23 protein-coding genes are annotated in these 22,038 nt (G+C 61.8%); 11 read left to right on the top strand and 12 right to left on the bottom strand.

Annotated features, from left to right (window positions below; all coding sequences use genetic code 11):
* The 3 genes from ACODSR_RS04810 to ACODSR_RS04800 are packed head-to-tail and all read left to right on the top strand — an operon-like array spanning window position 1 to window position 2,641.
* Window positions 1-339 carry a hypothetical protein gene (locus ACODSR_RS04810; RefSeq protein WP_489074222.1) on the top strand — a complete coding sequence of 113 codons (339 nt, stop codon included), beginning with the start codon at window positions 1-3 and terminating at the stop codon, window positions 337-339.
* A 1-nt stretch (window position 340) separates the two neighbouring features.
* Window positions 341-2,167: a cobaltochelatase subunit CobT gene (gene cobT / locus ACODSR_RS04805; RefSeq protein WP_489074220.1), complete on the top strand. Its 1,827-nt coding sequence runs from the start codon at window positions 341-343 to the stop codon at window positions 2,165-2,167.
* Window positions 2,168-2,170: 3 nt separating this feature from the next.
* Window positions 2,171-2,641: a GreA/GreB family elongation factor gene (locus tag ACODSR_RS04800; RefSeq protein ID WP_489074218.1), complete on the top strand. Its 471-nt coding sequence runs from the start codon at window positions 2,171-2,173 to the stop codon at window positions 2,639-2,641.
* 125 nt (window positions 2,642-2,766) lie between these two features.
* On the opposite strand, the gene ACODSR_RS04795 is transcribed toward ACODSR_RS04800, so the two are convergent.
* The 3 genes from ACODSR_RS04795 to ACODSR_RS04785 all read right to left on the bottom strand — a co-directional run bounded on the left by ACODSR_RS04795 (window position 2,767) and on the right by ACODSR_RS04785 (window position 4,261).
* On the bottom strand, window positions 2,767-3,258 hold the full coding sequence (locus tag ACODSR_RS04795) for a Dps family protein (protein WP_489074216.1): 492 nt from the start codon (window positions 3,256-3,258) through the stop codon (window positions 2,767-2,769).
* Window positions 3,259-3,351: 93 nt separating this feature from the next.
* The gene (locus ACODSR_RS04790; protein WP_489074214.1) at window positions 3,352-3,918 is read right to left on the bottom strand and encodes a TMEM165/GDT1 family protein; all 567 of its coding nucleotides are present in this window, start codon (window positions 3,916-3,918) and stop codon (window positions 3,352-3,354) included.
* A 13-nt stretch (window positions 3,919-3,931) separates the two neighbouring features.
* Window positions 3,932-4,261, bottom strand: a complete 330-nt coding sequence (locus ACODSR_RS04785) for a hypothetical protein (protein WP_489074212.1) — start codon at window positions 4,259-4,261, stop codon at window positions 3,932-3,934.
* A gap of 198 nt (window positions 4,262-4,459) precedes the next feature.
* Here ACODSR_RS04785 and rpmG point away from each other — a divergent pair, with 198 nt between their 5' ends.
* Window positions 4,460-4,627, top strand: coding sequence for a 50S ribosomal protein L33 (gene rpmG / locus ACODSR_RS04780; protein ID WP_006959016.1), 168 nt, complete (start codon window positions 4,460-4,462; stop codon window positions 4,625-4,627).
* Window positions 4,628-4,787: 160 nt separating this feature from the next.
* Here rpmG and ACODSR_RS04775 read toward each other — a convergent pair whose 3' ends face one another.
* Together ACODSR_RS04775 and ACODSR_RS04770 are read right to left on the bottom strand one after the other, a co-directional pair.
* Window positions 4,788-6,623, bottom strand: a complete 1,836-nt coding sequence (locus ACODSR_RS04775) for a PhoX family protein (protein ID WP_489074210.1) — start codon at window positions 6,621-6,623, stop codon at window positions 4,788-4,790.
* 135 nt (window positions 6,624-6,758) lie between these two features.
* Entirely contained in the window at window positions 6,759-7,121 is a 363-nt protein-coding gene (locus ACODSR_RS04770; RefSeq protein ID WP_489074208.1) for a response regulator, read from the bottom strand.
* Window positions 7,122-7,193: 72 nt separating this feature from the next.
* Between ACODSR_RS04770 and ACODSR_RS04765 the strand changes: the two genes are divergently transcribed.
* From ACODSR_RS04765 to ACODSR_RS04750, 4 genes are all read left to right on the top strand, one after another.
* The gene (locus tag ACODSR_RS04765; RefSeq protein ID WP_489074207.1) at window positions 7,194-7,481 is read left to right on the top strand and encodes a DUF3572 domain-containing protein; all 288 of its coding nucleotides are present in this window, start codon (window positions 7,194-7,196) and stop codon (window positions 7,479-7,481) included.
* Window positions 7,478-8,134, top strand: a complete 657-nt coding sequence (locus ACODSR_RS04760) for an HAD family hydrolase (RefSeq protein WP_489074205.1) — start codon at window positions 7,478-7,480, stop codon at window positions 8,132-8,134. Before ACODSR_RS04765 ends, ACODSR_RS04760 begins: the two co-directional genes overlap by 4 nt.
* Complete coding sequence (locus ACODSR_RS04755) at window positions 8,131-8,595, top strand: RidA family protein (RefSeq protein WP_489074203.1); 465 nt, start codon at window positions 8,131-8,133, stop codon at window positions 8,593-8,595. Before ACODSR_RS04760 ends, ACODSR_RS04755 begins: the two co-directional genes overlap by 4 nt.
* Before the next feature lie 87 nt (window positions 8,596-8,682).
* A complete protein-coding gene (locus ACODSR_RS04750) occupies window positions 8,683-9,816 on the top strand; it encodes a GNAT family N-acetyltransferase (RefSeq protein ID WP_489074201.1) in 1,134 nt (377 codons plus the stop codon).
* On the opposite strand, the gene ACODSR_RS04745 is transcribed toward ACODSR_RS04750, so the two are convergent.
* On the bottom strand, window positions 9,813-10,109 hold the full coding sequence (locus ACODSR_RS04745; RefSeq protein ID WP_294138036.1) for an SEL1-like repeat protein: 297 nt from the start codon (window positions 10,107-10,109) through the stop codon (window positions 9,813-9,815). The genes ACODSR_RS04750 and ACODSR_RS04745 overlap by 4 nt on opposite strands.
* Before the next feature lie 232 nt (window positions 10,110-10,341).
* On the opposite strand from ACODSR_RS04745, the gene ACODSR_RS04740 reads away from it, so the two are divergent.
* Window positions 10,342-11,610, top strand: a complete 1,269-nt coding sequence (locus ACODSR_RS04740) for a multidrug effflux MFS transporter (RefSeq protein WP_489074199.1) — start codon at window positions 10,342-10,344, stop codon at window positions 11,608-11,610.
* A gap of 71 nt (window positions 11,611-11,681) precedes the next feature.
* Here ACODSR_RS04740 and ACODSR_RS04735 read toward each other — a convergent pair whose 3' ends face one another.
* Entirely contained in the window at window positions 11,682-13,262 is a 1,581-nt protein-coding gene (locus ACODSR_RS04735) for an amino acid permease (protein WP_489074197.1), read from the bottom strand.
* Window positions 13,263-13,418: 156 nt separating this feature from the next.
* Between ACODSR_RS04735 and pgeF the strand changes: the two genes are divergently transcribed.
* Window positions 13,419-14,180 (top strand): peptidoglycan editing factor PgeF, encoded by a 762-nt coding sequence (pgeF, locus tag ACODSR_RS04730; protein WP_489074610.1) that lies wholly within the window; start codon window positions 13,419-13,421, stop codon window positions 14,178-14,180.
* An 803-nt stretch (window positions 14,181-14,983) separates the two neighbouring features.
* Here the strand turns inward: pgeF and ACODSR_RS04725 are convergent.
* Window positions 14,984-16,219, bottom strand: coding sequence for a right-handed parallel beta-helix repeat-containing protein (locus tag ACODSR_RS04725; protein ID WP_489074195.1), 1,236 nt, complete (start codon window positions 16,217-16,219; stop codon window positions 14,984-14,986).
* A gap of 180 nt (window positions 16,220-16,399) precedes the next feature.
* On the opposite strand from ACODSR_RS04725, the gene ACODSR_RS04720 reads away from it, so the two are divergent.
* Window positions 16,400-17,671, top strand: coding sequence for an outer membrane beta-barrel protein (locus tag ACODSR_RS04720; RefSeq protein WP_489074193.1), 1,272 nt, complete (start codon window positions 16,400-16,402; stop codon window positions 17,669-17,671).
* A 131-nt stretch (window positions 17,672-17,802) separates the two neighbouring features.
* Here ACODSR_RS04720 and ACODSR_RS04715 read toward each other — a convergent pair whose 3' ends face one another.
* From ACODSR_RS04715 to ACODSR_RS04700, 4 genes are all read right to left on the bottom strand, one after another.
* Complete coding sequence (locus ACODSR_RS04715) at window positions 17,803-19,140, bottom strand: HlyD family type I secretion periplasmic adaptor subunit (protein ID WP_489074191.1); 1,338 nt, start codon at window positions 19,138-19,140, stop codon at window positions 17,803-17,805.
* Between the two features lie 22 nt (window positions 19,141-19,162).
* Window positions 19,163-20,911 carry a type I secretion system permease/ATPase gene (locus ACODSR_RS04710; RefSeq protein WP_489074189.1) on the bottom strand — a complete coding sequence of 583 codons (1,749 nt, stop codon included), beginning with the start codon at window positions 20,909-20,911 and terminating at the stop codon, window positions 19,163-19,165.
* 62 nt (window positions 20,912-20,973) lie between these two features.
* Window positions 20,974-21,165, bottom strand: coding sequence for an SGNH hydrolase domain-containing protein (locus ACODSR_RS04705; protein WP_489074609.1), 192 nt, complete (start codon window positions 21,163-21,165; stop codon window positions 20,974-20,976).
* Between the two features lie 403 nt (window positions 21,166-21,568).
* Window positions 21,569-22,038, bottom strand: a 470-nt coding sequence (locus ACODSR_RS04700) for a calcium-binding protein (protein WP_489074187.1), incomplete at its 5' end; no start/stop codon positions are given.

Here is a 22,038-nt window from a genome sequence, read left to right as displayed (position 1 = left end):
ATGCCTTTACAGATCAATGATTTTCATCAGCTCAAGGCTTATGCCGATGGCGTGATGAGCCGGGCGGATCATCACGCTAAATCAGTCAACGGGATTGCGCTTACTTTGTTAGGCGCAATACTTTGGAAGTCTGATGGCAACGTGGAAGTATTCGGGGCATCGGGTACTGCTGGCAACGTATTGTGGGCGAAAATTTCCGGCACTCGTTACGCCTTCACTTATGACCACAGCAATGAGGTCATTTTGATGCGAGAGAAAAGCACGCAAGGCTCAGTGCTTCACCGATTTGACAACAGCACACCGCCAACGGACATCGAACAAATTTTCCGTAGCCTTTGACATGACCGAACGCTCCCCCCTCGATGCCTTCAAGGACGTGCTGTCTGGGACGGCGCGGTCGATGGCGCGCGATATGGAGGTGGAGGTCGGTTTCACCGCTGATGCCCCGCATCTGGCGGGCAAGGCGATCAAGGTGCCGACACCCGCGCGGACTTTGCCGGCTGATCAGGTGGCGCTGGCGCGAGGCTTTGCCGACGCCAATGCGCTGAAATTGCGGTATCATAGCGCGAAGATTCATGCCGCGTCCGCGCCGGGCGAGGCGGTGGCGCGCGCCGTGTTCGACGCGGTCGAGCAGGCGCGGGTCGAGGCGATCGGATCGCGGCAGATGGAGGGGGTGCGCGCCAACCTCAACCATGCGCTCGACATGCGATTAAAGTCCGATGCGATCCGCCGGGCGCGGTCGGCGGACGAGGTGCCGCTGTCCACCGCGCTGGCGCTCAAGGTGCGCGAACGGCTGACGGGGCAGGCTATCCCCAAGGACGTCGCGACGGGCGTCGCGATGGTGGAGCAGTGGATCGAGGACAAGGCCGGACATGATCTGGACGCGCTGGCGCTGGCGATCGACGACCAGCGCGCCTTCCAGAAGCTGACCACCGCGATGCTGGAGCATCTCCAGCTGATCGACGCCGACGTGCCGCCCGATACCGACGAGCCAGAGTCGCAGGACGAGGGCGACGAGGATGAGGAGCAGTCGGAGGACGGCGATTCGGGGGAGGACGAGTCCGGCGACAGCGATGTGAATGCCGAAGCCCGCGCCGAGGATCAGGGCGGCGACACCGAAGAGGGCGAGACGGAATATAGCGACGAGTTCGACGCCGACAGCGATGCGGGCGCGGACGATATGGGCGAGGAAGGCATGATGCCGGTCCGCCCCAACCGGCCTATGTCCGACCTGCCGCCGGGCTTCGATTACAAGGCCTATACGCTCAAGCATGACGAAATCGTCACCGCCGATGAGCTGTGCGACGAGGAGGAGTTGGTGCGGTTGCGCGGCTTCCTCGACCAGCAGCTCGTCAGCTTGCAGGGGGCGGTGACGAAGCTCGCCAACCGGCTGCAACGGCGGTTGATGGCGCAACAGTCGCGGTCCTGGGATTTCGATCAGGATGAGGGGATGCTGGACGCGGCGCGGCTGGCGCGGGTCATCATCGACCCGACCCGGTCGCTGACCTACAAAATCGAGCGCGATACCGAATTTCGCGATACGGTGGTGACGCTGCTGATCGACAATTCAGGGTCGATGCGCGGACGGCCGATCAGCATCGCGGCGATCAGCGCCGACATCATGGCGCGCACGCTGGAACGGTGCGGGGTCAAGACCGAGATTTTGGGCTTTACCACGCGGGCGTGGAAGGGCGGACAGGCGCGCGAGGAGTGGCTGGCCGCCGGGCGACCGCCGATGCCGGGGCGGCTCAACGACCTGCGCCATATCGTCTATAAAAAGGCCGATGAGCCATGGCGGCGGGCGCGCAAGAATCTCGGCCTGATGATGCGCGAAGGGCTGCTGAAGGAAAATATCGACGGTGAGGCGCTGCTCTGGGCGCACAGCCGGTTGATCGCCCGCAATGAGGAGCGCCGCATCCTGATGGTCATTTCGGACGGCGCGCCGGTGGATGATTCGACCCTGTCGGTCAACAGCGGCACCTATCTGGAGCGCCATTTGCGGCAGGTGATCGACTGGATCGAGAACCGATCGCCGGTGCAGCTGGTCGCGATCGGTATCGGGCATGACGTGACCCGCTATTACAAGCGGGCGGTGACGATCATGGATGCCGAGCAATTGGGCGGGACGATGGTGGAGCAGCTGGCCGGCTTGTTCGATGAAGATTGAGCCATGAGTGTCGCCTTTCGTCGCGAGGGCGATGATGAGCATATGGAACCCAAGTTCGAGCTGCCGATCCCGGCGGGGCCGAACTGGGTGACGGTGCGGGGCTTGCGGTTGACGCGGGAGAAGGTCGCGGCGCTGGAGGCGGTCGATCTGAGCGGTATGGTCGAAGAGGATGCCAAGAAGCATAATCGTGTGCTGCGCTACTGGCGCACGCGGCTGGCGACGGCGGAGGTGCGGCCGGTCGCAGCGGGGGATGCTGTCGCTTTCGGGTGCCGGGTGACCTATCGGCTCAATGGGCGGGACAAGATGGTCGGACTCGTGGGCGATGACGAGGCTGACCCGGCGGACGGACGGGTCAGTTTTTCCGCGCCGCTGGCGCGCGCGATGATGGGTGCGGCGGTTGGCGAACTGGTCGATTTCGCGGGTAAGCCGGATTCTGTGGCAATTCTGGCTATCGAGACAGTCCAGGACGCCTGACCTGCTCTTCCAGCAAAGCTGGTTTTCTGTTTTTTCGCGCAGAGGCGCAGAGAACGCCGAGAGTATATGCAACCCCTCTGCGCTTTCTGCGCCTCTGCGCGAAAAGAAATATCTGCCTGCGGCGCTTACGCCCCCCGGCCAGCCTCGAACAGGAACCAGGCGCGCTGTTCGGCCTGGTCGGTCCAATCATCGACAATGCCTTCGGTGGCGTTGTCGCCTGCTTCGGTCGCGGCAGCCTTCACCGCGCGGAAGGATTCGACCAGCGCCAGATTGTCGTTGCGCAATTCCATCAGCATGTCGGCGGGGCTGACAAATTCGGCGTCATTGTCCGTCAGGCTCTGATGGCGGGCAATATCGCCGATCGAGCGCAGGGTAACATTGCCGGTCTTGCGGACGCGCTCGGCAATCAGGTCGGTGGTGGCGAGGATTTCGGTCGCCTGCTCATCGAACATCAGATGATAGTCGCGGAAATGCGGGCCGGAGACGTGCCAGTGGAAATTCTTGGTCTTAAGGTACAGCGCATAGCTGTCCGCCAGCACGCCGTTCAATGCCTGCGCCACGGACTTGGTGGCGTTGCTTTTAAGGTCAGTGGGGGTCTTGAGATCGGCGGCGGTCATTGATGTCCTCCTGGAATTGGTTTCGGACATATAATGATCGACGGCGCATAAGGTGCCACCGAAAAACGCGATCAGCCTGATGAAATAAAGCGATCAGAAAAGCGCCAGCGCCGACAAGGCCATGATAGCGCCCGCGACCAGCAGCAGCACGCCGCCGCCCAGCCGGATCGCGCGGGTGGGCAGGACGGCGAAGAGCCGATCACGCAACAGCACGACCGGCACGGACGCCGCAATCACACCGATTGCGCCGCCGACAGCCGCCAGCACCGGATTGCCGCTATGGGTCGTGATCCCCAGGATCAGAAATTGCGGGCCGTCGCCAAAGCCCAGGATGAAGAGGCCCAGCATCGTGGTGAGGAAGGCGCCGGTCGGCCAGTTGGCCAGCGGATCGGGCGCGGTGACGGGCCAGAACATACCGATCCCCAGAAACAGGACGGAGAGCGAGAGGAACAGAAGGCGGGCGTCGGCCCCCAGCATCGGGCCGATCCATGCGCCAGCGGTGGCGGAAATGGCGGCATTGGCGATGGCGGCGACGACGATGCCGGCGATCACGGCGCCATTGCGGTGATAACGGGTGGCGAGCGCGAGGACGAGCAACTGGCTCTTGTCACCAATTTCGCCAAGCAGGCAGCCGAGCAGGGCAAGCAGCAGGGCGTCCATCGGCAGCGCTGGTTCAGGCGCGCAGGGTGGGACGTGCGGCGGCGGGCGGGCGGTGTGCGATGATCGGCACGATGTCGGCCACGGGCATGTCGCTGGTGATCGCGTCGCGCATCAGGTCGAGATAGGACAGCACCACCGGGCCAAGGCCGTGGAGCGAGAGCGCCGACTCGAGCGTCCCGGCCAGTCCTTCGACCGCATCCAGGCGAAAGGCGCGGGCGATGTGGCGAATCTGGTCGACTTCATCATGCAGCCGGACGACCGACAAATGACCGCGCTGGCCCGCCAGCCCGTCGACCCGTCGCATCAGGTCGGCCAATATCGCCAGCTTTGGATCATGTCGCATGGGAAAGCCCCTTCGCTGTCCTGTCGTTCCATTGGCATGATGCGCCTGTCTGGTTAAGACCGGGTAAACCGGCCCGGCCAAGCGCGCCAAACTTGACAGCGACGCGAATCTGCCCCATGGGCCACCGCTGAAACGGGGCGGTCCTGACATTTGGCGGGCCGCTCTTACTTTTTTATATTCACGTCCGGGGATAAGGCCATGGCCAAGCCAGCAACTGTCAAGATTCGCCTCGTCAGCACCGCTGACACCGGCTTCTTCTACGTCACCAAGAAGAACCCGCGCACCAAGACCGAGAAGCTGAGCTTCAGCAAATATGACCCGGTCGTGCGCAAGCATGTCGAATTCAAGGAAGCCAAGATCAAGTAAGCCGCTACGGGGTTTGCCCCCCGCGCACTTGATCGGTTTTTTAAGATAGCCAAAAGGCCCGTTCCAGTGGTGGAACGGGCCTTTTGCTGTTGGTTTGGGCGATTGGGCACGCCCCCACCCCAACCCCTCCCCTAAAGGGGAGGGGCTTTTCATTATTGGATCAGTTACCGACCGGCTGGCTGTCCGTGCGGCGGACCACGATGGTGGACGAGCGCGGCTGTTGCCCGGCGACCGGCCAGTTGCCGGTGGGATGCTGGATGTTGATGAAGAAGGTCTTGAGGTCCGGGGTATAGGCAAGGCCGGTGATTTCGCAGCCGGTTGGCCCGACCAGGAAGCGCGTCGACTTCTTCGTCGTCTGATCGACATAATACATGGAGTTATTGCCGAATACCGACGTGGTGGAACTGCTGGTGCTGGCGTCGGTCTGGACCCACAGGCGACCCTTGGGGTCGATGCGCAGGCCATCGGGGCTGGAGAAGGGGTCGCCGTTGATATTGCCCTTGAGATTATCGTCGGCCAGGGTCGGGCTGCCCGCCAGCAGGAAGATTTCCCAGCTGAACTTGGTGGCGAGCGGCGAATTGCCCTCTTCCTTGAACTTGACGATGTGACCGTGGCGATTGGTGACGCGCGGGTTGGCCGCATCGGTGACGCGGCGGCTGCTGTTATTGGTCAGTGTGACGAAGATCGCGCTGTTGTCGGGCGCAACCGTGATCCATTCGGGGCGGTCCATGATGGTGCCGCCCGCGACGCGCGCCGCCGACTGGCAGTTGATCAGCACGTCGGCCTGGCTGTTGAAGTCCACCGTCGCGGGGGCTGGCGGAGTCGTGAACTGGCTGACATCGCCCGGATCGGACGCGCCGGTGGTCAGGCCGTTCTGGCCCCGCACCAGTGCGCGCCATTCGCCCGTGCCATCGCCATTGAAGCGCGCGACATAGAGCGTGCCATAGTCGAGCAGGTCGATATTGGCCGCGCGGTTGGCGGTGGAAAAAGCACGGTCGGGGATGAATTTATAAATGCAGCCCGGCGTCGTGTCGTCGCCCATATAGATGGCGACGCGATTGTCGCTATTGGCCATGTAAGCGGTGTTTTCGTGGCTGAAACGACCGAGCGCGGTACGCTTGGTCGGGGCGGCCAGTTCCTGATAGGGGTCGATTTCGACCACCCAGCCATAATCTTCGGCAGGCTGCGTCGGGTCGAGATAATTGTCGGTGGTTTCTTCGCAGGTAAGGTAGGTGCCCCAAGGGGTGCGGCCCGACGCACAATTGTTGAGCATACCCTTGATCGAGCTGGACAGCAGGCCAGCGGCGGGACCACCCGCGCGATAGAGATCATTGCCCGTGTAACGCTTGTTGAAGCGCGACCCGGCCTTGACCCCCCATTTGCCGTCGCTGGCCTTGGCGATTTCCACCACGGAGATGCCGACTGCCGACAGGGCCAGCGCCTTTTGATCGGCGGTGGCGGTGGCGGCATTGTAGCTGCCGGACATCAAGATGTTGAAATCGGGATATTCATGGTTCAGCGCCAGCAGGCCGCCGCTATTGGCATCGGTCCCCGACAGATCGAAATATTCCATGCCGTCATGGCCGCCGCCGGCCCATTTTTCAGCGTCCGCAGGCGTCGGGAAGCTGCCCGAATAGGGGCTGCCGGTCTCGACCGAATCGCCAGCTTTCAGCAGGATATCGACGGTGTAGCCGGTCGGCACGGTGACGGTGTCATTCTGGTTGGCGGCAACCCCGGCAAAGCTGATGGTATAGCTGTCGGTCGGCGTGGGGGTCGGCGTGGGCGTGGGGGCAGGCGTGGCACCCGCGTCATCATCGTCGCACGCGGACAATATGCCCAGCATCGGCAGGATCGACAGGCCCATCAGGCCGTTTTTCAGGATCGTGCGGCGCGCAGGATTGGCTGCAACGATCGCTTCCAGGCTGTTGTCGCCCATGGAAATGGTCGGCTGCGCATCACGATAGGGCGCGCGCGCTTCGTCGGTCAGATGGGACATGGTTGATTACCCTTATAGCGTTTCCGGGCCGTCGGCAGTGCGCCGCGCCCCTGTGGCCGTGGCGCAGTGCCAGCATGGGATGACAAGCGGACGGCGGGACCGGGTCAGGGTGATGAAAGGCGCATGACAGGGCCGTTACAGCAAGCTGTTCACCTGTTCGATAAAGCGCAGCACGGAAATGGGTTTGGACACATAGGCCTGCGCCCCGGCGGCGCGAATCCGGTCCTCATCGCCCTTCCCGGCATAGGCGGTGACCGCCATGATCGGCACGGCGGACAGGCGATCATCGGCCTTGAGGGAGATGATGAGGTCCAGCCCGCTGACATGGGGCAGGTGAATGTCCGTGATCACAAGGTCGGGCAGAAAGTCGCGCGCCTGCACCAGCACGTCGCGGCCATCGCGCATCGGTAAGACTTCATGACCATGAGCGCGCAACAGATCGCAAAAAAGTTTCAGATTAAGTTCGTTGTCCTCGACAACAAGCACGCGCTTTGCCACCAGTCACCCATAATTTCCAAGCAGCCCATGAAGCGCGCCATCCCCTGGCCGCACCCCCGCCGAGAGCCGATCATGCGACCCGACACCCATAATGGCAAGCGCGATAGCGGCGCGGACCCCGCGACGCTGGCGCTGATGGCGCTGGGCTGGATATTGGCCGACGGACAGCGGGCCGACCGGCTGCTGGCGCTGACGGGCCTTGACAGTGACGCGCTGCGCGCAGGGATCGACAATCCGGCGATATTGAGCGCGGTGCTGGCTTTTCTGGCCGATCACGAGCCGGACCTGATCGCCTGCGCCGAGGCGATCGACACGCGCCCCGACATATTGATCGCCGCGCAGGAGAGTTTGAGCCGATGAGCCGCCCGTTGATCATCACCGATTGCGACGAGGTGCTGTTGCACATGGTCGTGCCGTTCCGCGCCTGGCTGGACGAGACGCATGATGTGCATTTCGACATGCATGATCGCGGTTTTGCCGAAGCGCTGCGGCACAAGGATAGCGGCCTGGTTGTCGAGCGCGACCGGGTATGGGCATTGCTGGTGGAATTTTTCGACATGGAAATGCACCGGCAGACGCCGATTGCGGGCGCGGTCGCAGCGCTGGGGCGGCTGGCGCAGGTCGCCGACATCGTCGTGCTGACCAATATTGGCGAACGCCACCACCAGTTGCGGGTTGAGCAGTTGGCGGCGTTCGGCCTCAACTTTCCGGTCCACTGGAATCATGGGCCGAAGGGCGAACCGCTGGCCGCGATCGTCGCGGCGCATGATCCGGGCGCGGCGCTGTTCATCGACGATCTGGCCGAACATCATGCGTCGGTCGCGCGCCATGCGCCGGGCGTATGGCGGCTGCATATGGTGGGCGAACCGGAAATTGCCGCAACGGTGCCCGCCGCTCGCCATGCCCATGCGCGGATCGATGACTGGGTGGTGGCGGAACGCTGGATCATGGACAAGCTGGCCGCTGGGCCGGCACCGACCGAGACACTTTCCACAGATGGAGCCTTATCATGAGCATCGACGCCCGCCTTGCCGAACTCGGCATCACCCTGCCCCAGGCCGCCGCTCCGGTTGCCGCCTATGTGTCAAGCGTGCAGGCCGGTGACCTGCTGCATATTTCCGGGCAGATTTCGCTGGCCCCCGACGGGCTGATGACCGGGCGTCTGGGCGAGGACCGGGCACTGGATTATGGCGTTGCGGCAGCGCGGATCTGCGGCCTCAACCTGATCGCGCAGATGAAAGCGGCGCTCGGCAGCCTCGACCGGGTCGAGCGCGTCGTAAAGCTGGGCGCGTTCATCGCCAGCGCCCCTTCCTTCACTGACCAGCCCAAGGTCGCCAATGGCGCGTCCGAACTGATGGTGGAAGTGTTTGGCGAGGCAGGCAAGCACGCCCGCAGCGCGGTGGGTGTGCCGGTGCTGCCGCTGGGCGCGGTGGTGGAAATCGACGCCATCGTGCTGGTCCGCGCGGCTGGCTGACCGGCGGACCTTGCGCAATAGCGGGCGCGACCCAATTTTCCGGGCTGTGACCCATGCTGCCAGACCCCAACGCCTGAAGGCCCGCCGATGAGCGATGTCGTCGCGCGGATCGCTGCGGGGGTGGCCGACTTGCCGCGCGACCAGTGGGATGCCTGCGCGGGGGCCGACAATCCCTTTGTCAGCTGGGATTTCCTGAGCGCGCTGGAACGATCGGGCAGCGTGGGCGAAGGGACGGGCTGGCAGCCGCTACCGCTGCTGATCGACGGAGCGGATGGACGCATCGCCGCCGCCGCGCCGCTCTATGCCAAGAGCCACAGCCAGGGCGAATATGTGTTCGACCATGGCTGGGCCGATGCCTGGCATAGGACGGGCAGGCGCTATTATCCCAAGATCCAGATCGCCGCGCCTTTCTCCCCCGTGCCCGGTCCCCGGCTGCTGCTGCGTGACAGGGGGATGGCCCCGGCGCTGATCGCGGGGATCGAGACAGTGGTGGAGCGCAACAGCCTGTCCTCGGCCCATGCGACTTTCGTGGCGCCGGATCAGATTGCGCATTTCGAGGCGGCGGGCTGGCTGGTCCGCGAGGATAGTCAGTTTCATTGGTCCAATCGCGGCTATGGCTGTTTCGACGATTTTCTGGCCGACCTGTCGAGCGCCAAGCGCAAGAATATCCGCAAGGAACGCGCACGGGCGGTCGAAGGGCTGGAGATCGTCCACCTGACCGGCGACGACCTGACCGAGGCGCATTGGGACATATTCTGGGATTTTTATCAGGATACCGGCGCGCGCAAATGGGGGACGCCCTATCTGACGCGGTCCTTCTTCTCGCTGCTGGGCGAGACGATGGGTGACCGGGTATTGCTGATGCTGGCGCTGCGCCAGGGCCAAGCGATTGCGGGCGCGCTCAACCTGATCGGTGCGGATACGCTTTATGGCCGCTATTGGGGCTGTAATGAGGAGGTGCCGAACCTCCATTTCGAACTCTGCTATTATCAGGCGATCGACGTCGCGATCGCACGCGGCCTTGCTCGCGTGGAGGCGGGCGCGCAGGGCGGACACAAGCTGGCGCGGGGCTATGCCCCCGAACCGACCTTTTCCGCGCATTATATTCCCGATCCGGGTTTTCGGCGCGCGGTGGCCGATTTCCTGGCCGCAGAGCGGGCGGGCGTGCAGCAGGACCGGCAATGGCTGGCCGAACGGACGCCGTTCAGGAAGGCAGATTAGGCGGCGCGCACCTGCGTAAGGGCGATCCATGCGCGAGCCTGACGCTGGGCCTCGGCGATTTCGCGGGCAGTCATTTCCTCGGCAATTTCGGCGCGCATCGCCTGGCCCTCTTCGCTGCCGCCAAGGGCCGCCAGATTGAACCATTTATGTGCCTCGATCAGATCGATCGGCATATCGCCGGTGCCGCAGCTGAAGGCGACGCCCAGATCGAAACAGGCCTCTGCCGATCCGCCGGCTGCCCGCGCCATACGGCTATCGGCTAGAAATTGCGCACTCTTGATACTATTGCCCATGACCCTGTTCCCTTTTCCAACATTAACCCAATGGACGACAACCCTTGTTCTTTTTCCACGAAGAGCAGGTTGGACCGGCAGCTGCTAAAAAATGGTTAACGGCATTGGCCTCATAACAGGCCGAACGCGCGCCATTCCGGGGGCAGGCAAGGTTAACGCGGGTCGAAGCGTGCGATGAACAGTGGCAGATAAGGACTGGCATCGGCGCGTCATTATCCCCATAGCCGCACGCATGGCCCAAACTCCCCCTTCCGCGCCTGCGGGCAAGGACATCCAGTTCCGCGAATTCGTGCTGCTATGCGCCTGCCTGATGGCGATGAACGCGCTGTCGATCGATCCGATGCTGCCCGCCTTGCCCGCCATCGGCCGCGATCTGGCGATTGCGCAGCCCAATGACCGGCAACTGATCATCAGCGTTTATTTTCTGGGGCTGGGCGTTGGCTCGCTGCTCTTTGGCGTCCTGTCCGACCGTTATGGCCGTAAGGGGGTACTGGCCTGGGCGATGGTGCTGTTCATCCTGTCATCCATGGTCTGCGCGGCGGCACAGAGTTTCCCGATGATGCTGATCGGGCGCGCCTGCGCGGGCTTTTTCGCCGGGGCCAGCCGCGTCATTACCGTGGGCATCGTGCGAGACCGTTTTCACGGCGATGCGATGGCGCGCGTCATGTCGCTGATCTTTGCGGTATTCATGCTGATCCCGGTCATGGCCCCCAGTTTCGGACAGGCGATATTGTGGATCGCGCCATGGCGCTGGATCTTCTGGGCACTGTCGATCCTGGCGAGCCTGCTCCTGCTGTGGATGGTGGTGCGGATGCCCGAAACATTGCGGCCCGAAAACCGGATGCGGATTACGGTCAATGCCCTGCTGCACACGGTCGGCACGATCCTGCGCACGCGCAGCTCGATCGGCCATATGCTGGCCAGCGGCGTGGTGATGGGCGGACTGATCGGCTTCATCCTGTCGGTGCAGCAGATTTTCTTCGATGTGTTCAAGGCAGAGCATATTTTCCCGATCGCCTTTGCGGTCATCGCGGGATGTATGGGAGTCGGCAGCCTGCTCAACAGCCGGCTGGTGTCACGCTTTGGCGCGCGGCGTATGAGCCAGGGCGCGCTGATTGCCTTCATCCTGATCGCCATCGTCCATCTCGCCGTCATACTGTCCGGGCGGGAGACGATCATGACCTTCATGCTGTTGCAGGCGATGACGATGCTGACCGTCGCCTTCACCGCCTCCAATTTCAGCGCGATCTCGATGGAGCCTTTCTCAAAGGGCGCAGGCGTAGCGTCCTCCTTTCAGGCGTTCCTGACCACCGCCCTGTCGGCTACGCTCGGCAGCATCGTTGGCCGTGCCTTTAACGGCACCACCCTGCCGCTGACCCTGGGCCTGCTGGTGTTCGGATCATTGAGCTTCCTGATCGTGATCTGGGCGGAGCGGGGCAAGCTGTTCACCCGGCCCAATAATAGCGGCCTTCGGGACGTCGAGTTCGAGACTCTGCATTGATCTACTCTTGGCAATAAAAAACGGGGCGGTGTGACCCGCCCCGTTTTCTTTCGTTCAGGCGTTTTGCCTAATTAGGCATCTTGGCCGCCCGGTGTATGCGCGCCGGGCAGCGGTGGCACTGGCTGGGGCGGGATGCCCGCATCCAGTTCCGGCACATCGCTCACACCGCGCCCGACATGGCTGCGGCTGCGGCTATAGGCGAAATAGACGATCAGGCCGACCGCGGCCCAGCCCACAAACATCAGCTTGGTTTCGACGCCCAGGCTCCAGAACAGATACATGCATCCCAGGATCGCGATCGGCGCGGTGAACATGATCGCCGGGGTGCGGAAGGGCCGCTTGCGCGACGGGTCGGTGCGACGCAACACCAGCACCGCGATCGACACGGCGGCGAAGGCGAACAATGTGCCGGAGTTGGAAATGTCCGCCAGGATACCGACCGGGAAGAAAGCTGCGAACAGCGCAACGAAGATGCCGGTCAGGATGGTGATGACATAGGGCGTCTTGTAGGTCGGATGCACCTTGGAGAATATGGCCGGAAGCAGGCCATCGCGGCTCATGACAAAGAAGATGCGGGTCTGGCCGAACATCATCATCAGGATAACCGAAGGCAGAGCGAGACCGGCAGCCAGGCCAAGCAGGTTACCGATCTGGGGCCAGCCGATTTCACGCAGGGTCCAGGCCAGCGCTTCCTTCGAGCAGGTGACAGCTTCGGTGCCAGCGGCAGCCAGCGCCGCGCATTGTTGCGACAGCGCGGTCGAACCGGGGGCGAGAGCAATGCCGCCTTCCGCAATCGGGATACCGCCTGCCGTGACCGGCTGCGCGCCCACGGTGCCGATGACGCCAGCAGCCACGAGCATGTAGAAGATGGTGCAGATGCCAAGCGATCCGATCAGGCCGATCGGCATATTACGCTGAGGGTTTTTGGTCTCTTCCGCAGCCGTCGAAACGGCGTCAAAGCCGACATAGGCGAAGAAGATAGAGGCGGCGGCCGCGGAAATGCCCGAAAAGCCGAGCGGCGCGAAGGGGGTGAACTTCTCCATATTCATGACCGGCAGCGCCAGCACGATGAACAGGGTGAGCGCTGCGACCTTGATCAGCACCAGCACGGCATTGACCGAGGCGCTTTCCTTGGTGCCGATGACCAGCAGCCAGGTGACCAGACCGGCGATCAGCATCGCGGGCAGGTTGACCATGCCGCCGTCAAACGGACCGCGCGTCAGCAGATCGGGAATGTCGAGATGGAATGTATGTTCAATCAGGCCCACAACATAGCCGGACCAGCCGACCGAAACCGCGCCCGCCGCGACGGCATATTCCAATATCAAGGCCCAGCCGACCATCCAGGCGATCAACTCGCCCATCACCGCATAGCTATAGGTGTAGGCGGAGCCGGACACCGGCACCATCGCCGCCATTTCAGCGTAGCAGAGCGCCGCCACAGCGCAGACGAAACCGGCAATGACGAAGGCAAGCATCATGCCCGGCCCAGCCTTTTGCGCAGCTTCGGCGGTCAGCACGAAAATGCCGGTGCCGATGACGGCCCCAATGCCGAGCATGGTGAGCTGGAATGCGCCCAGCGAGCGATGCAGCGATTTCTTCTCCGCCGTCGCCAATATGGCGTCGAGAGATTTTACGCGCCCGAAAATCATGGATGGAACCCTTTATCTTGCGATGTCTTGCCCCAGCGGCCGGATCACCCGCCCCCTTTTGCTATGGGAGCGGAGACTATCGCCTAATCGCGCGCGCGCAAGTATGTTGCGTCACCGCGACATGACCATCCAACGGTGAAGGCATAAGGAGCCATGATGATCGACCTGCTGACAGCACCCGGCCTGCACGACATCCCCCATGGTTTTGCCGGGCGGCGCGGCGGGGTGTCGGTGGGCATATATGCCGGCCTGAATGTGGGTCTGGGGTCGCAGGATGATCGCGCGGCGGTACTGCGCAACCGGGAATTGGCGCGCGACGCAGTGATGCCCGGCGCGCAGCTGGTGACGGTGCATCAGGTCCATTCGCCCGATGTCGTGACGGTCGGCAGCGCAATAGCGGATACCGAGCGCCCTGCCGCCGATGCGATGGTGACGGATCGGCCGGGATTATTGCTGGGGATATTGACCGCGGACTGCGTGCCGGTGCTGTTTGCCGACAAGGCGGCGGGCGTGGTCGGTGCAGCGCATGCGGGGTGGAAGGGTGCGATTGGCGGGGTGACCGATCAGACGATTGTGGCGATGGAAGCGCTGGGTGCGCAGCGCAACCGCATGGCTTGTGCGATCGGCCCCTGTATCGGGCGCGCCTCCTATGAAGTGACGCTGGATTTTGCCGAGCGGTTTGAGCGGGACGACGCGGATAACGCGCGTTTCTTCACCGCGGGCCGTCTGGGCCATGTGCAGTTCGACATCGCCGCCTATGTCGCGTCGCGGCTGGCGGCGGCGGGGGTCGGGCGGATCGATTTGCTGGAGGAGGACACCTATAGCCAGCCGGATCGCTTTTTCAGCTATCGCCGGTCCTGCCATCGCGGCGAGGCGGATTATGGGCGGCAGGTTTCGATGATTGGCCTGGGCAAATGATGATCGTGGGGGCGGGCCTTCGTCGCTCGGCGCGGCCCCGCCACCTGACTGTGCCGTAGAAGCGCACTTGCCCAATATCGCCCGTGCGAGGAGTAGTTTTGTAATAAATTCCATTTTATAAATATAATATTATTTCAACGCTGCGGAATATGGCTTGCGTTAAAATCGTCTGGCCAGTCTGTTCGCACCTGCAGTATCGTGCAAGCATAGAGCAGCATAGACGCAGACCAAGACTCCAGCAGATCGCGCAAGAACGCAAATCTCATCGACTTGTCCGTGAGCAGAAGCCCAAATATTTGATTTTTGGCAGTTTTACTGCAAACCAGTCAATATAATGGTGCCAATTCCGATCCAAAGCGCGGCCGAAACACTCGCAGTGATCAAAAAACGGGACGCATATCTGCGTGGCATAGAATTCAACATACGACCTCTCCAAATTATGGTTTTCTTTTATCCTTAGCATAGGTTTTTTTCACGTCCAGATATGCAACGGTTTTTCTGCATAAAGTTTCCATGCAAAGAGGCGGCATATCACCGCGCAGCGCCGCGCATCTGCTATGCCGATGCAGCGATGCGTACAGCTATTCTGCTGAAAAAAGGTGATTATCTAACGCATAGCTATGCTGGACCTGGACCAGGCCAGAATGGATCGAAAAAATGCGATCAAGGCAGAAAAGAACGCCAGAAACCGGCCGATATGGCCTGTCAAGCAGAGCTAACCGCCCGTCTGACGCAGAGCAGAGGACATCTGCCCAACAGACAGGCGCGTGAAGCTGTCGTGCCGATGCGCTTCGCGCTCGCGGTCAGCCGGGAAAGGGCAGCGCCTGAGGACGTGGACCGACAGAAATGGCGGGTCGCCCCCCGCCCCGGTTGTTCAGGAAGCGGATCGCCCCTGTCCCCTGCATGGAGCGCAGCTTGCCCGCATTCCGGCTGAACTGATTGTCGGAAATCGCAATATCCGACGAATAAAGGGCCGTCGCCGCGCGGGGGTGATTGCGGCCAAGCTCTATCACCGCGCCATAGCCCTGCGACACATCCAGATAATTGCCGCTGATTTCCGCGCGCTGGGCCGCCATGATGTTGACCGCGCGCTTACCCACGCGCTCGACCACATTGCCAGTCACGCGGACATTGCGCGCCTCGAACCCTTCATAGCCGGGGCGCGACGCCATGCGCGGGCTGGTCCAGCCACCCACCAGCACGCCATCGGACATGATATCGCTGATCATATTCCCGTCGATCAGGATCTGATCGCTGCCACCCTTGACCGATATCGCCCCGGTCCTCGATTCGACCTTCGACACGCTGTTGCGGGAAATCCGGCCATTGGTGATGCCCAGCAGGTCGATGCCTTCGTCATAGCAATTGGTGATGACGTTGTCGGCGACGACGACATTGCTACCGCCATTGATCTTCACGCCGTCTTCCATCGGGTTGTCGATGACATTGCCATAGACCGCGATATTGTTGACGGTGTCGTGGTAATCATAGCCATTCTGGCTGAACTGGATGCCATTATGGCCCCCGGTCACATGGAAGCCCTGCACCAGGACATTTTCGGTCCCCCCGCCCCCGATCGCCGCCCATTTGCCTTCGCGCGGCGCCACGATGCGGGCCGCCTGCGGGCCATCGGCCGACACAAGCCAGATTGGCGCATCGGGCGTGCCGTTCACCTTCTTGGGGAAAAGGACATTTTCATGATAGGTGCCCGCCTTCACCATGATGGCCGTGCCGGGCCGGGCGATCATAACCGCATCGCCGATCCGGGCGAAGGGATGGTCGCGGCTGCCATCACCCACCTCTGCCGACGCGTCAGCCGATACCCAGACAAAGCGCAGCGGCTTTGCCTTTCCGAACACCGCCGCATCCAGCCCGGCAGGCGGCAATGCCGACAGGACGTCCGTATCCATGCGCAAATCCGCAATATCCTGCTGCGTGGCAAGCGCGCGCTCGCCCACTACGTTGGGATCGTTGGCCGATGCGACGTAAAGGCCGGTGACAGCGGTCAGGACGATCCCTGCAATCGCAAAATGGTTCATCGCTTCCCTCTTCGATTGCCAAACAGCGCGCAGTGCCTGCCAGGGCCAGCCGCATTTTGCACAGAAAGGGCGATGATGCACGCGCCCTGCATTTTGATGGTTAACCGGAGATTTACAGGCATCGACTCTGGTGTATAGAGGCCAGTGACCATGATACGTCAGGCCGCTTGGGGGTTTCAATTGAAACATTACTTCTGGATCGTGGCGACAGCCGCGGTCACGTCCATCCCCTTAACGGGTCATGCGCAACAAATCCCCGACGATGTCGGTGTCGCTGCGCGTGTGCCTGACGAATTCAAGCCTATTGGCGGCCGGATCGGCAGCGTATTTGTTTATCCGGCCCTGACCTACGACCTGACCGGCACCGACAATGTCGTGGCATCGGACGCAGACCGCAGGGGCGACGCCTATGTGACCGTGGCGCCCCGCGTCACGATTGCCCGCAACAGCCAGCAATCGAACCATGTGGTCCAGCTGTTCAACGCCAATCGGTTTCATTTCGATTCGAAGGATGAGAATTTTTCGGAATTCGGCGTCCTGACACGCAACCGCTGGGGCGCGGTCGACAGTAACAACATCCTGTTCGAAGCATCCGCCCAGCGCGAAGTGGATCAGCGCACGGGGCGCAACAATGTCACGCTGTCGCGATCGCCCGTCCATCATGGACGCTTCGACGGCGAACTGGCCTATTCATTTTCCGCTGGTCGGTTCAGCTATCGCTTTGGCGTCCACGGAAGGCGCGTGGATTTCGCCGATGCCAGGAGCCGTACCGGCACCGTCATCGACCAGGATTTTCGCGACTATGCGCAACTGGGCGGCAATGCCCAGCTCGGCTATCGCCTGCGCGAGGGGATCAACCTCGTCGGGCAGGTCGATTATGACCGCTTCTATTATGACGTTGGGCCGGGCGAAACCGGCTTTCCATCGGGCCTGGCGCCCGACCGCAATTCCTATCGCGTCAAGGGTGAAGTCGGCCTGGGCTTTGACATAAGCCAGCGTTTATATGGCGTTGCGACGATCGGCTATCTCACGCGCAATTATCGCAAGCAAATTCCGCAGCTCCGCGATGTCAGCAGCCTGTCCTATAATATCAACCTGCTGTGGAATCCGACCGAATATCTGACCGTCCGGGTCAATGGCCTGCGCGACATACAGGAAACCGCCTCACCGCTCGTGGCTGGCGATCAGTTCACGCGCGGCACAGTGGCTGTCGACTATATGCCCACGCCCGCTTTGCTGTTTACGGCCAGCGCCAACGCGGTCCATTATAATCCCGTCGGCGTGACCACCGGCAATGCGACGGAATATGGCGGCAGCCTGCTTGCGCGCTATCGCCTGAACCGCCAATGGTCCGTCACCTCGCGGCTTTCCTATAATGGCCGCGACACCAACTCGCCGGTCGACAGCTTCGACGGCGTCTGGTTCAGCATGGGCGTCGTCATCACGCTGTAAACGACGCCACCACATGGTGGCATGCGTGTATCTACGCCGCTTAGAGCAGCATGGGGCTTCTCGCCCCGCTGCGTTTATTCGGCTGCCTGTAGCGCGCTCCAGCAGGTGATCCCACCGGTTGCTCAAATGCTCTAGCTGTGCCGGAAGGCGCGATAAAGCTGGTCTCTCAACGGCTTGACCAAATAGCTCAGCATCGATCGTTCGCCGGTCTTGATGAAGGTTTCCACGGGCATCCCCGGTTTCAGCTTCAAACCGTCCAGCTTTTTCAGCTCGTCCCTCGTCACCTGAACGCGCGCGACATAATAGGGCATCCCGTTGCGCTCATCGGTGCGGCGGTCACCCGAAACATAGGCCACGGTTCCGGCGATTTCGGGCGTCGTGCGCATGTTGAACGCGGAAAAGCGCAACATGGCCAGCTGCCCTGGGCTGACCTGATCGATATCGGCAATGCTGATACGCGCGGTCACCTCCATATCATCGCCATCCGGGATCAGCTCGATCAGCGTTTCGCCCGCAGGCACGATCCCGCCGATGGTGGTGAATTTGATCTTGTCCACCACCCCGTCGGACGGCGCGCGGATGGCATTGCGTTCATCGTCCGTCATCGCGGTGATATTGTTGCGGCGCAGTTCGATCAGTTGCGCCTGGACAGTGGCCAGATCGGTCCCTGCCTGACCGCTGAGGTCCGACGTGATCGATATACCCTGCTGGCTTATTTCCGACAGCCGCGCCCGCGCCTGTGCCGCCTGGACCCGCGCATCGGCCACGGCGCTGTGCGCCGCAATGGCGGCCCGTTCCAGCGACCTCAGCTTGTCGAGCGTCGTATAGCGTTTTTCCCACAGCATCCGGGTGGCCGCCAGCTGATCGTCCATCAGCTCCGCCTGCTTTTCCAGCGAGATGACCTGATCCTCAAAACCGGCGATCTGCGTCTGTGTCTGGCGCACCCGCTCCTGTACCTGCTGTTCCTGGCCCCCGCGCGAAGCCCGCCGGAACGCAAAGGCGCGTTGTTCGACGCGCATGATTTCCGCGACCGCAGGGTCCTTGGCCCGCGAACGCAGCGATGCCGGGAACATGATGGCCGGCAATCCGTCCCGCTCCGCAATCAGCCGCGCTTCACGCGCTTCAAGCTGATCGATATTCGCGCCGGTCATGGCCGCTGATGCTGAACTCACCCGATTGTCGAGGGCCATCAGCAACTGCCCCTTCTTGACATGCTGGCCCTCGCGCACGGGCAGATCCTTGATCACGCCGCCGGTGGGATGGCCAATCTGCCGGATGCGGCTTTCGACGGTCACTTCCCCCGACCCGATAACGGCGCTGGCCATCGGCAGAAAAGCCGCCAGGCCGCCCAGCACGATGACGAGTATGCCCACCAGCAGCATCGCGTGGCGCAGGCTGCGCATCAAGGTGACGGCTGGCGTCCTTTCCACGGGACGATCGGGGCGCTGGTCGGTGATCAGATAGTACATGCCGAAAATCCCTGTCGATCTGCTACGCGGCACCAGCCGACGAAATCACTGCGGGCTTGTCGTCCACGCGGGGCGGGGCGGGCGCGGGCAGCTTCATCTTTTCCATCACCTTATCACGCGCGCCGAACAACTGCATCTGGCCGTTCGACATGACGAGAAGATGCGTGACATGAGCCAATATATTGGATCGATGCGCAACGATGATCGCAATCGCATTGCGCGCGCGCGCCGCCTGGATCGCTGCGCCAAGCGCATCTTCGCCATTGGCGTCGAGATTGGAATTGGGTTCATCGAGCGCGATCAGGAAGGGATCACCGTAAAGCGCCCGCGCCAACGCCACACGCTGCCGCTGACCGGCCGACAAATTGCCGCCATTGGTGCCAAGGGGATGATTATAGCCCTTGGGCAGCTTGATGATCAGGTCGTGGACATCGGCCGACTTGGCGGCGGCGATGATATCCTCCGAACGAGCTTCCGGGTCGAACCGCCCGATATTCTGCGCGATGGTGCCATCGAACAGGTCGGTCATCTGCGGCATGAAGCCGATATGTGCGCCCAATATGTCCGGGTCCCACTGATCGATCGAAGCGCCATCCAGCCGGACCGCGCCGCGCAGAGGTTCCCAGATGCCCACAAGGCCGCGCAAAAGGCTGGACTTGCCCGAACCCGACGCGCCGATAATCCCCAGCACGTCGCCCGCCGCCAGGGAGAAGCTGACATCATTGACGGTCACCTTCTTCGCACCGGGCGGCCCAAGCGTCAGCCCTTCCACCGACAGCCGGTTGGATGGCGGGGGCAGTTCCATCGTCGGCATCGGCGCCGGCACTTGCTTGAGCATCGAGTCCAGCCGCTTCCAGGCCTGGACGCAACCCGTCATGCCCTTCCAGTTGCTGATGACCGCCTCGACCGGCGCCAGCGCGCGGGCGCTCAAAATCGAACCGGCGATGATCACGCCGCCCGACGCCAGATTATCGATCACCAGCGCAGCACCGGCGGCCAGCATCAGGGATTGGAGCAGCATACGGAAGGTCTTGCTCAACCCCTGCATCCGCCCGCCCACATCCGCCAGCCGATCGGTGGACCGAACAAAGGCAGCGGACGCATCTTCCCACGACTGCCTGGCCCGTTTGTGCATACCCAGGGCATAGATGACTTCGGCATTGCGCCGGCACATTTCGATCAGCATCCCACGGCTGGAGCCGATCTGCGTGGCTTTCATCGTCGCCGATTTGGTCATGCGATCGGCGGCCAGCATGATGGCGACCAGAACCAAGACGCCGATCGTCGCCATGACGCCCAGCGTCCAATGGAACATGAACAAGACGGCCAGGTAGAGAAGAACCCAGGGCAGATCGAGAATGGCGAGCGGACCTGACCCTGAAACATAGGATCGGATCGCATCCAGATCGCGCGCGGCCTGCGTCCCTTCGGGCATTTCGCGCCGCCGCAATTCCATTTTGGTAATCACGTCGAATACGCGCGGCGTCACTTCCCGGTCGACCAGCGCGCCGATCTGGATCATCGCCCTGGACCGCAACAGGTCCAATATCCCCTGAAAGCAATAGACAATAGTGATGATGATCAACAGGCCGACAAGCGTCGGGATGCTGCGACTCGGCAACACCTCATCATAGACCAGCAGCATGAAAAACGATCCGCCCAGCATCAGGATATTCAGCACGGCGCTGATTATGCTGATCTGTCCTATGGCGAAGCGGAAACGACGCAGCGCCGAACCGATTTCCGATTCTGAATCAAATACCTTCAGCATCAATTTGTCCTGCATCAAGCCGAAAGCCGCCCTGTCCGACTTGGCGTCTTAGGAACAGAGTTCTACATATTCTTGCCGGAACGAGAAAGCGTGTTCGTAGGAATCTGCCAGAATTCCCGCGTTACCCATTTGGCTCCGAACATGCTTAGGTGATTGGCATCAAAATATAATGAACGCCCTTCACGGGCGAGCGAACACCATTGGCGGCTGCATAGCGTGTCCGAGGGGCGAAGCACAGCGATATCCGACGGCACATTGCGGGCAAACCATATCAATGTGGCGCGGTCCGCCGCTAGCAAGATGGGATGCCGGCAAGGGAAGGCCTAACGTGCCGAAACAGGGGTGTCATCGTATCGCAACATGGCGAACGTGCAGCGCTTTTCGCCACATATCCTTTGCACCAGACAATGTCTCTGGGGATATCCAGATTGGACCACTGGCCCCGGTCACCCGCACCGTCTTGACGGCAACACCACTCACACTGGCCTGCCTTGACCAGGCAAATCAAGATGGCAAGGATCGCCAAAGCAAATCGCCGCTGACTCTGGTGGATCATATCCCCCAGCGTCAGCGGCAATTCACTATTCACATGATCAGGCTAGGCAAATCGGCTGGCGCAGCATATTTCGTCCGCCCCCGCCGAGTTGCACACCCAAATCAGGGAAGAATGTCAGCCAGTTCGTAGGTCTTGTACGCGCCGTTTTCCCAGAACTTCAGAGCTTCGATGTTCTTGAGGATATCACGACCGTCGCTACCGACATTGTCGATGATCACGACTTCGCCGCGATCGTTCAGATAGATGGTGTAGTCGCTCAGCGCGCCACGATATTGGGCGGTGTCATAGTCCGCGCCGCCATTGAGGTCGTCATTGCCGTCACCACCGAACAGCAGGTCGTTGCCCTGGTTGCCGGTAATGCCGTCGTTGCCCGATCCGCCGGAGATGGAATCATCCCCCAGCCCACCACGAATCCGATCGTCACCGTCGCCACCTGCGATCTGGTCTGCCGCGTCAGTGCCGGTCAGATCGTCTGCGGTGTTGCCGTTACCCGGCGTACCTTTAATGACTGCCATAGGCTTTGTTGCGCAATTACGCTTGGGGGATTCCTTGGGGGAATCGAGTGCTTTAG

This window comes from Sphingobium sp. FG125, from assembly GCF_057809795.1.
The sequence above is the reverse complement of the archived record's forward strand: the minus strand, read 5'-3'. Positions and strand labels throughout refer to the sequence as shown.

Bases quoted from the DNA above. Each gene is read 5' to 3' on its own strand.
- ACODSR_RS04790 (WP_489074214.1), bottom strand. From the start codon at position 3,918: ATGGACGCCCTGCTGCTTGCCCTGCTCGGCTGCCTGCTTGGCGAAATT.
- ACODSR_RS04800 (WP_489074218.1), top strand. From the start codon at position 2,171: ATGAGTGTCGCCTTTCGTCGCGAGGGCGATGATGAGCATATGGAACCC.
- ACODSR_RS04765 (WP_489074207.1), top strand. From the start codon at position 7,194: ATGCGACCCGACACCCATAATGGCAAGCGCGATAGCGGCGCGGACCCC.
- ACODSR_RS04740 (WP_489074199.1), top strand. From the start codon at position 10,342: ATGGCCCAAACTCCCCCTTCCGCGCCTGCGGGCAAGGACATCCAGTTC.
- ACODSR_RS04750 (WP_489074201.1), top strand. From the start codon at position 8,683: ATGAGCGATGTCGTCGCGCGGATCGCTGCGGGGGTGGCCGACTTGCCG.
- ACODSR_RS04745 (WP_294138036.1), bottom strand. From the start codon at position 10,109: ATGGGCAATAGTATCAAGAGTGCGCAATTTCTAGCCGATAGCCGTATG.
- ACODSR_RS04735 (WP_489074197.1), bottom strand. From the start codon at position 13,262: ATGATTTTCGGGCGCGTAAAATCTCTCGACGCCATATTGGCGACGGCG.
- ACODSR_RS04725 (WP_489074195.1), bottom strand. From the start codon at position 16,219: ATGAACCATTTTGCGATTGCAGGGATCGTCCTGACCGCTGTCACCGGC.
- ACODSR_RS04785 (WP_489074212.1), bottom strand. From the start codon at position 4,261: ATGCGACATGATCCAAAGCTGGCGATATTGGCCGACCTGATGCGACGG.
- cobT (WP_489074220.1), top strand. From the start codon at position 341: ATGACCGAACGCTCCCCCCTCGATGCCTTCAAGGACGTGCTGTCTGGG.
- rpmG (WP_006959016.1), top strand. From the start codon at position 4,460: ATGGCCAAGCCAGCAACTGTCAAGATTCGCCTCGTCAGCACCGCTGAC.
- ACODSR_RS04715 (WP_489074191.1), bottom strand. From the start codon at position 19,140: ATGTACTATCTGATCACCGACCAGCGCCCCGATCGTCCCGTGGAAAGG.
- ACODSR_RS04795 (WP_489074216.1), bottom strand. From the start codon at position 3,258: ATGACCGCCGCCGATCTCAAGACCCCCACTGACCTTAAAAGCAACGCC.
- ACODSR_RS04755 (WP_489074203.1), top strand. From the start codon at position 8,131: ATGAGCATCGACGCCCGCCTTGCCGAACTCGGCATCACCCTGCCCCAG.
- ACODSR_RS04775 (WP_489074210.1), bottom strand. From the start codon at position 6,623: ATGTCCCATCTGACCGACGAAGCGCGCGCGCCCTATCGTGATGCGCAG.
- ACODSR_RS04760 (WP_489074205.1), top strand. From the start codon at position 7,478: ATGAGCCGCCCGTTGATCATCACCGATTGCGACGAGGTGCTGTTGCAC.
- ACODSR_RS04710 (WP_489074189.1), bottom strand. From the start codon at position 20,911: ATGCTGAAGGTATTTGATTCAGAATCGGAAATCGGTTCGGCGCTGCGT.
- ACODSR_RS04810 (WP_489074222.1), top strand. From the start codon at position 1: ATGCCTTTACAGATCAATGATTTTCATCAGCTCAAGGCTTATGCCGAT.
- pgeF (WP_489074610.1), top strand. From the start codon at position 13,419: ATGATCGACCTGCTGACAGCACCCGGCCTGCACGACATCCCCCATGGT.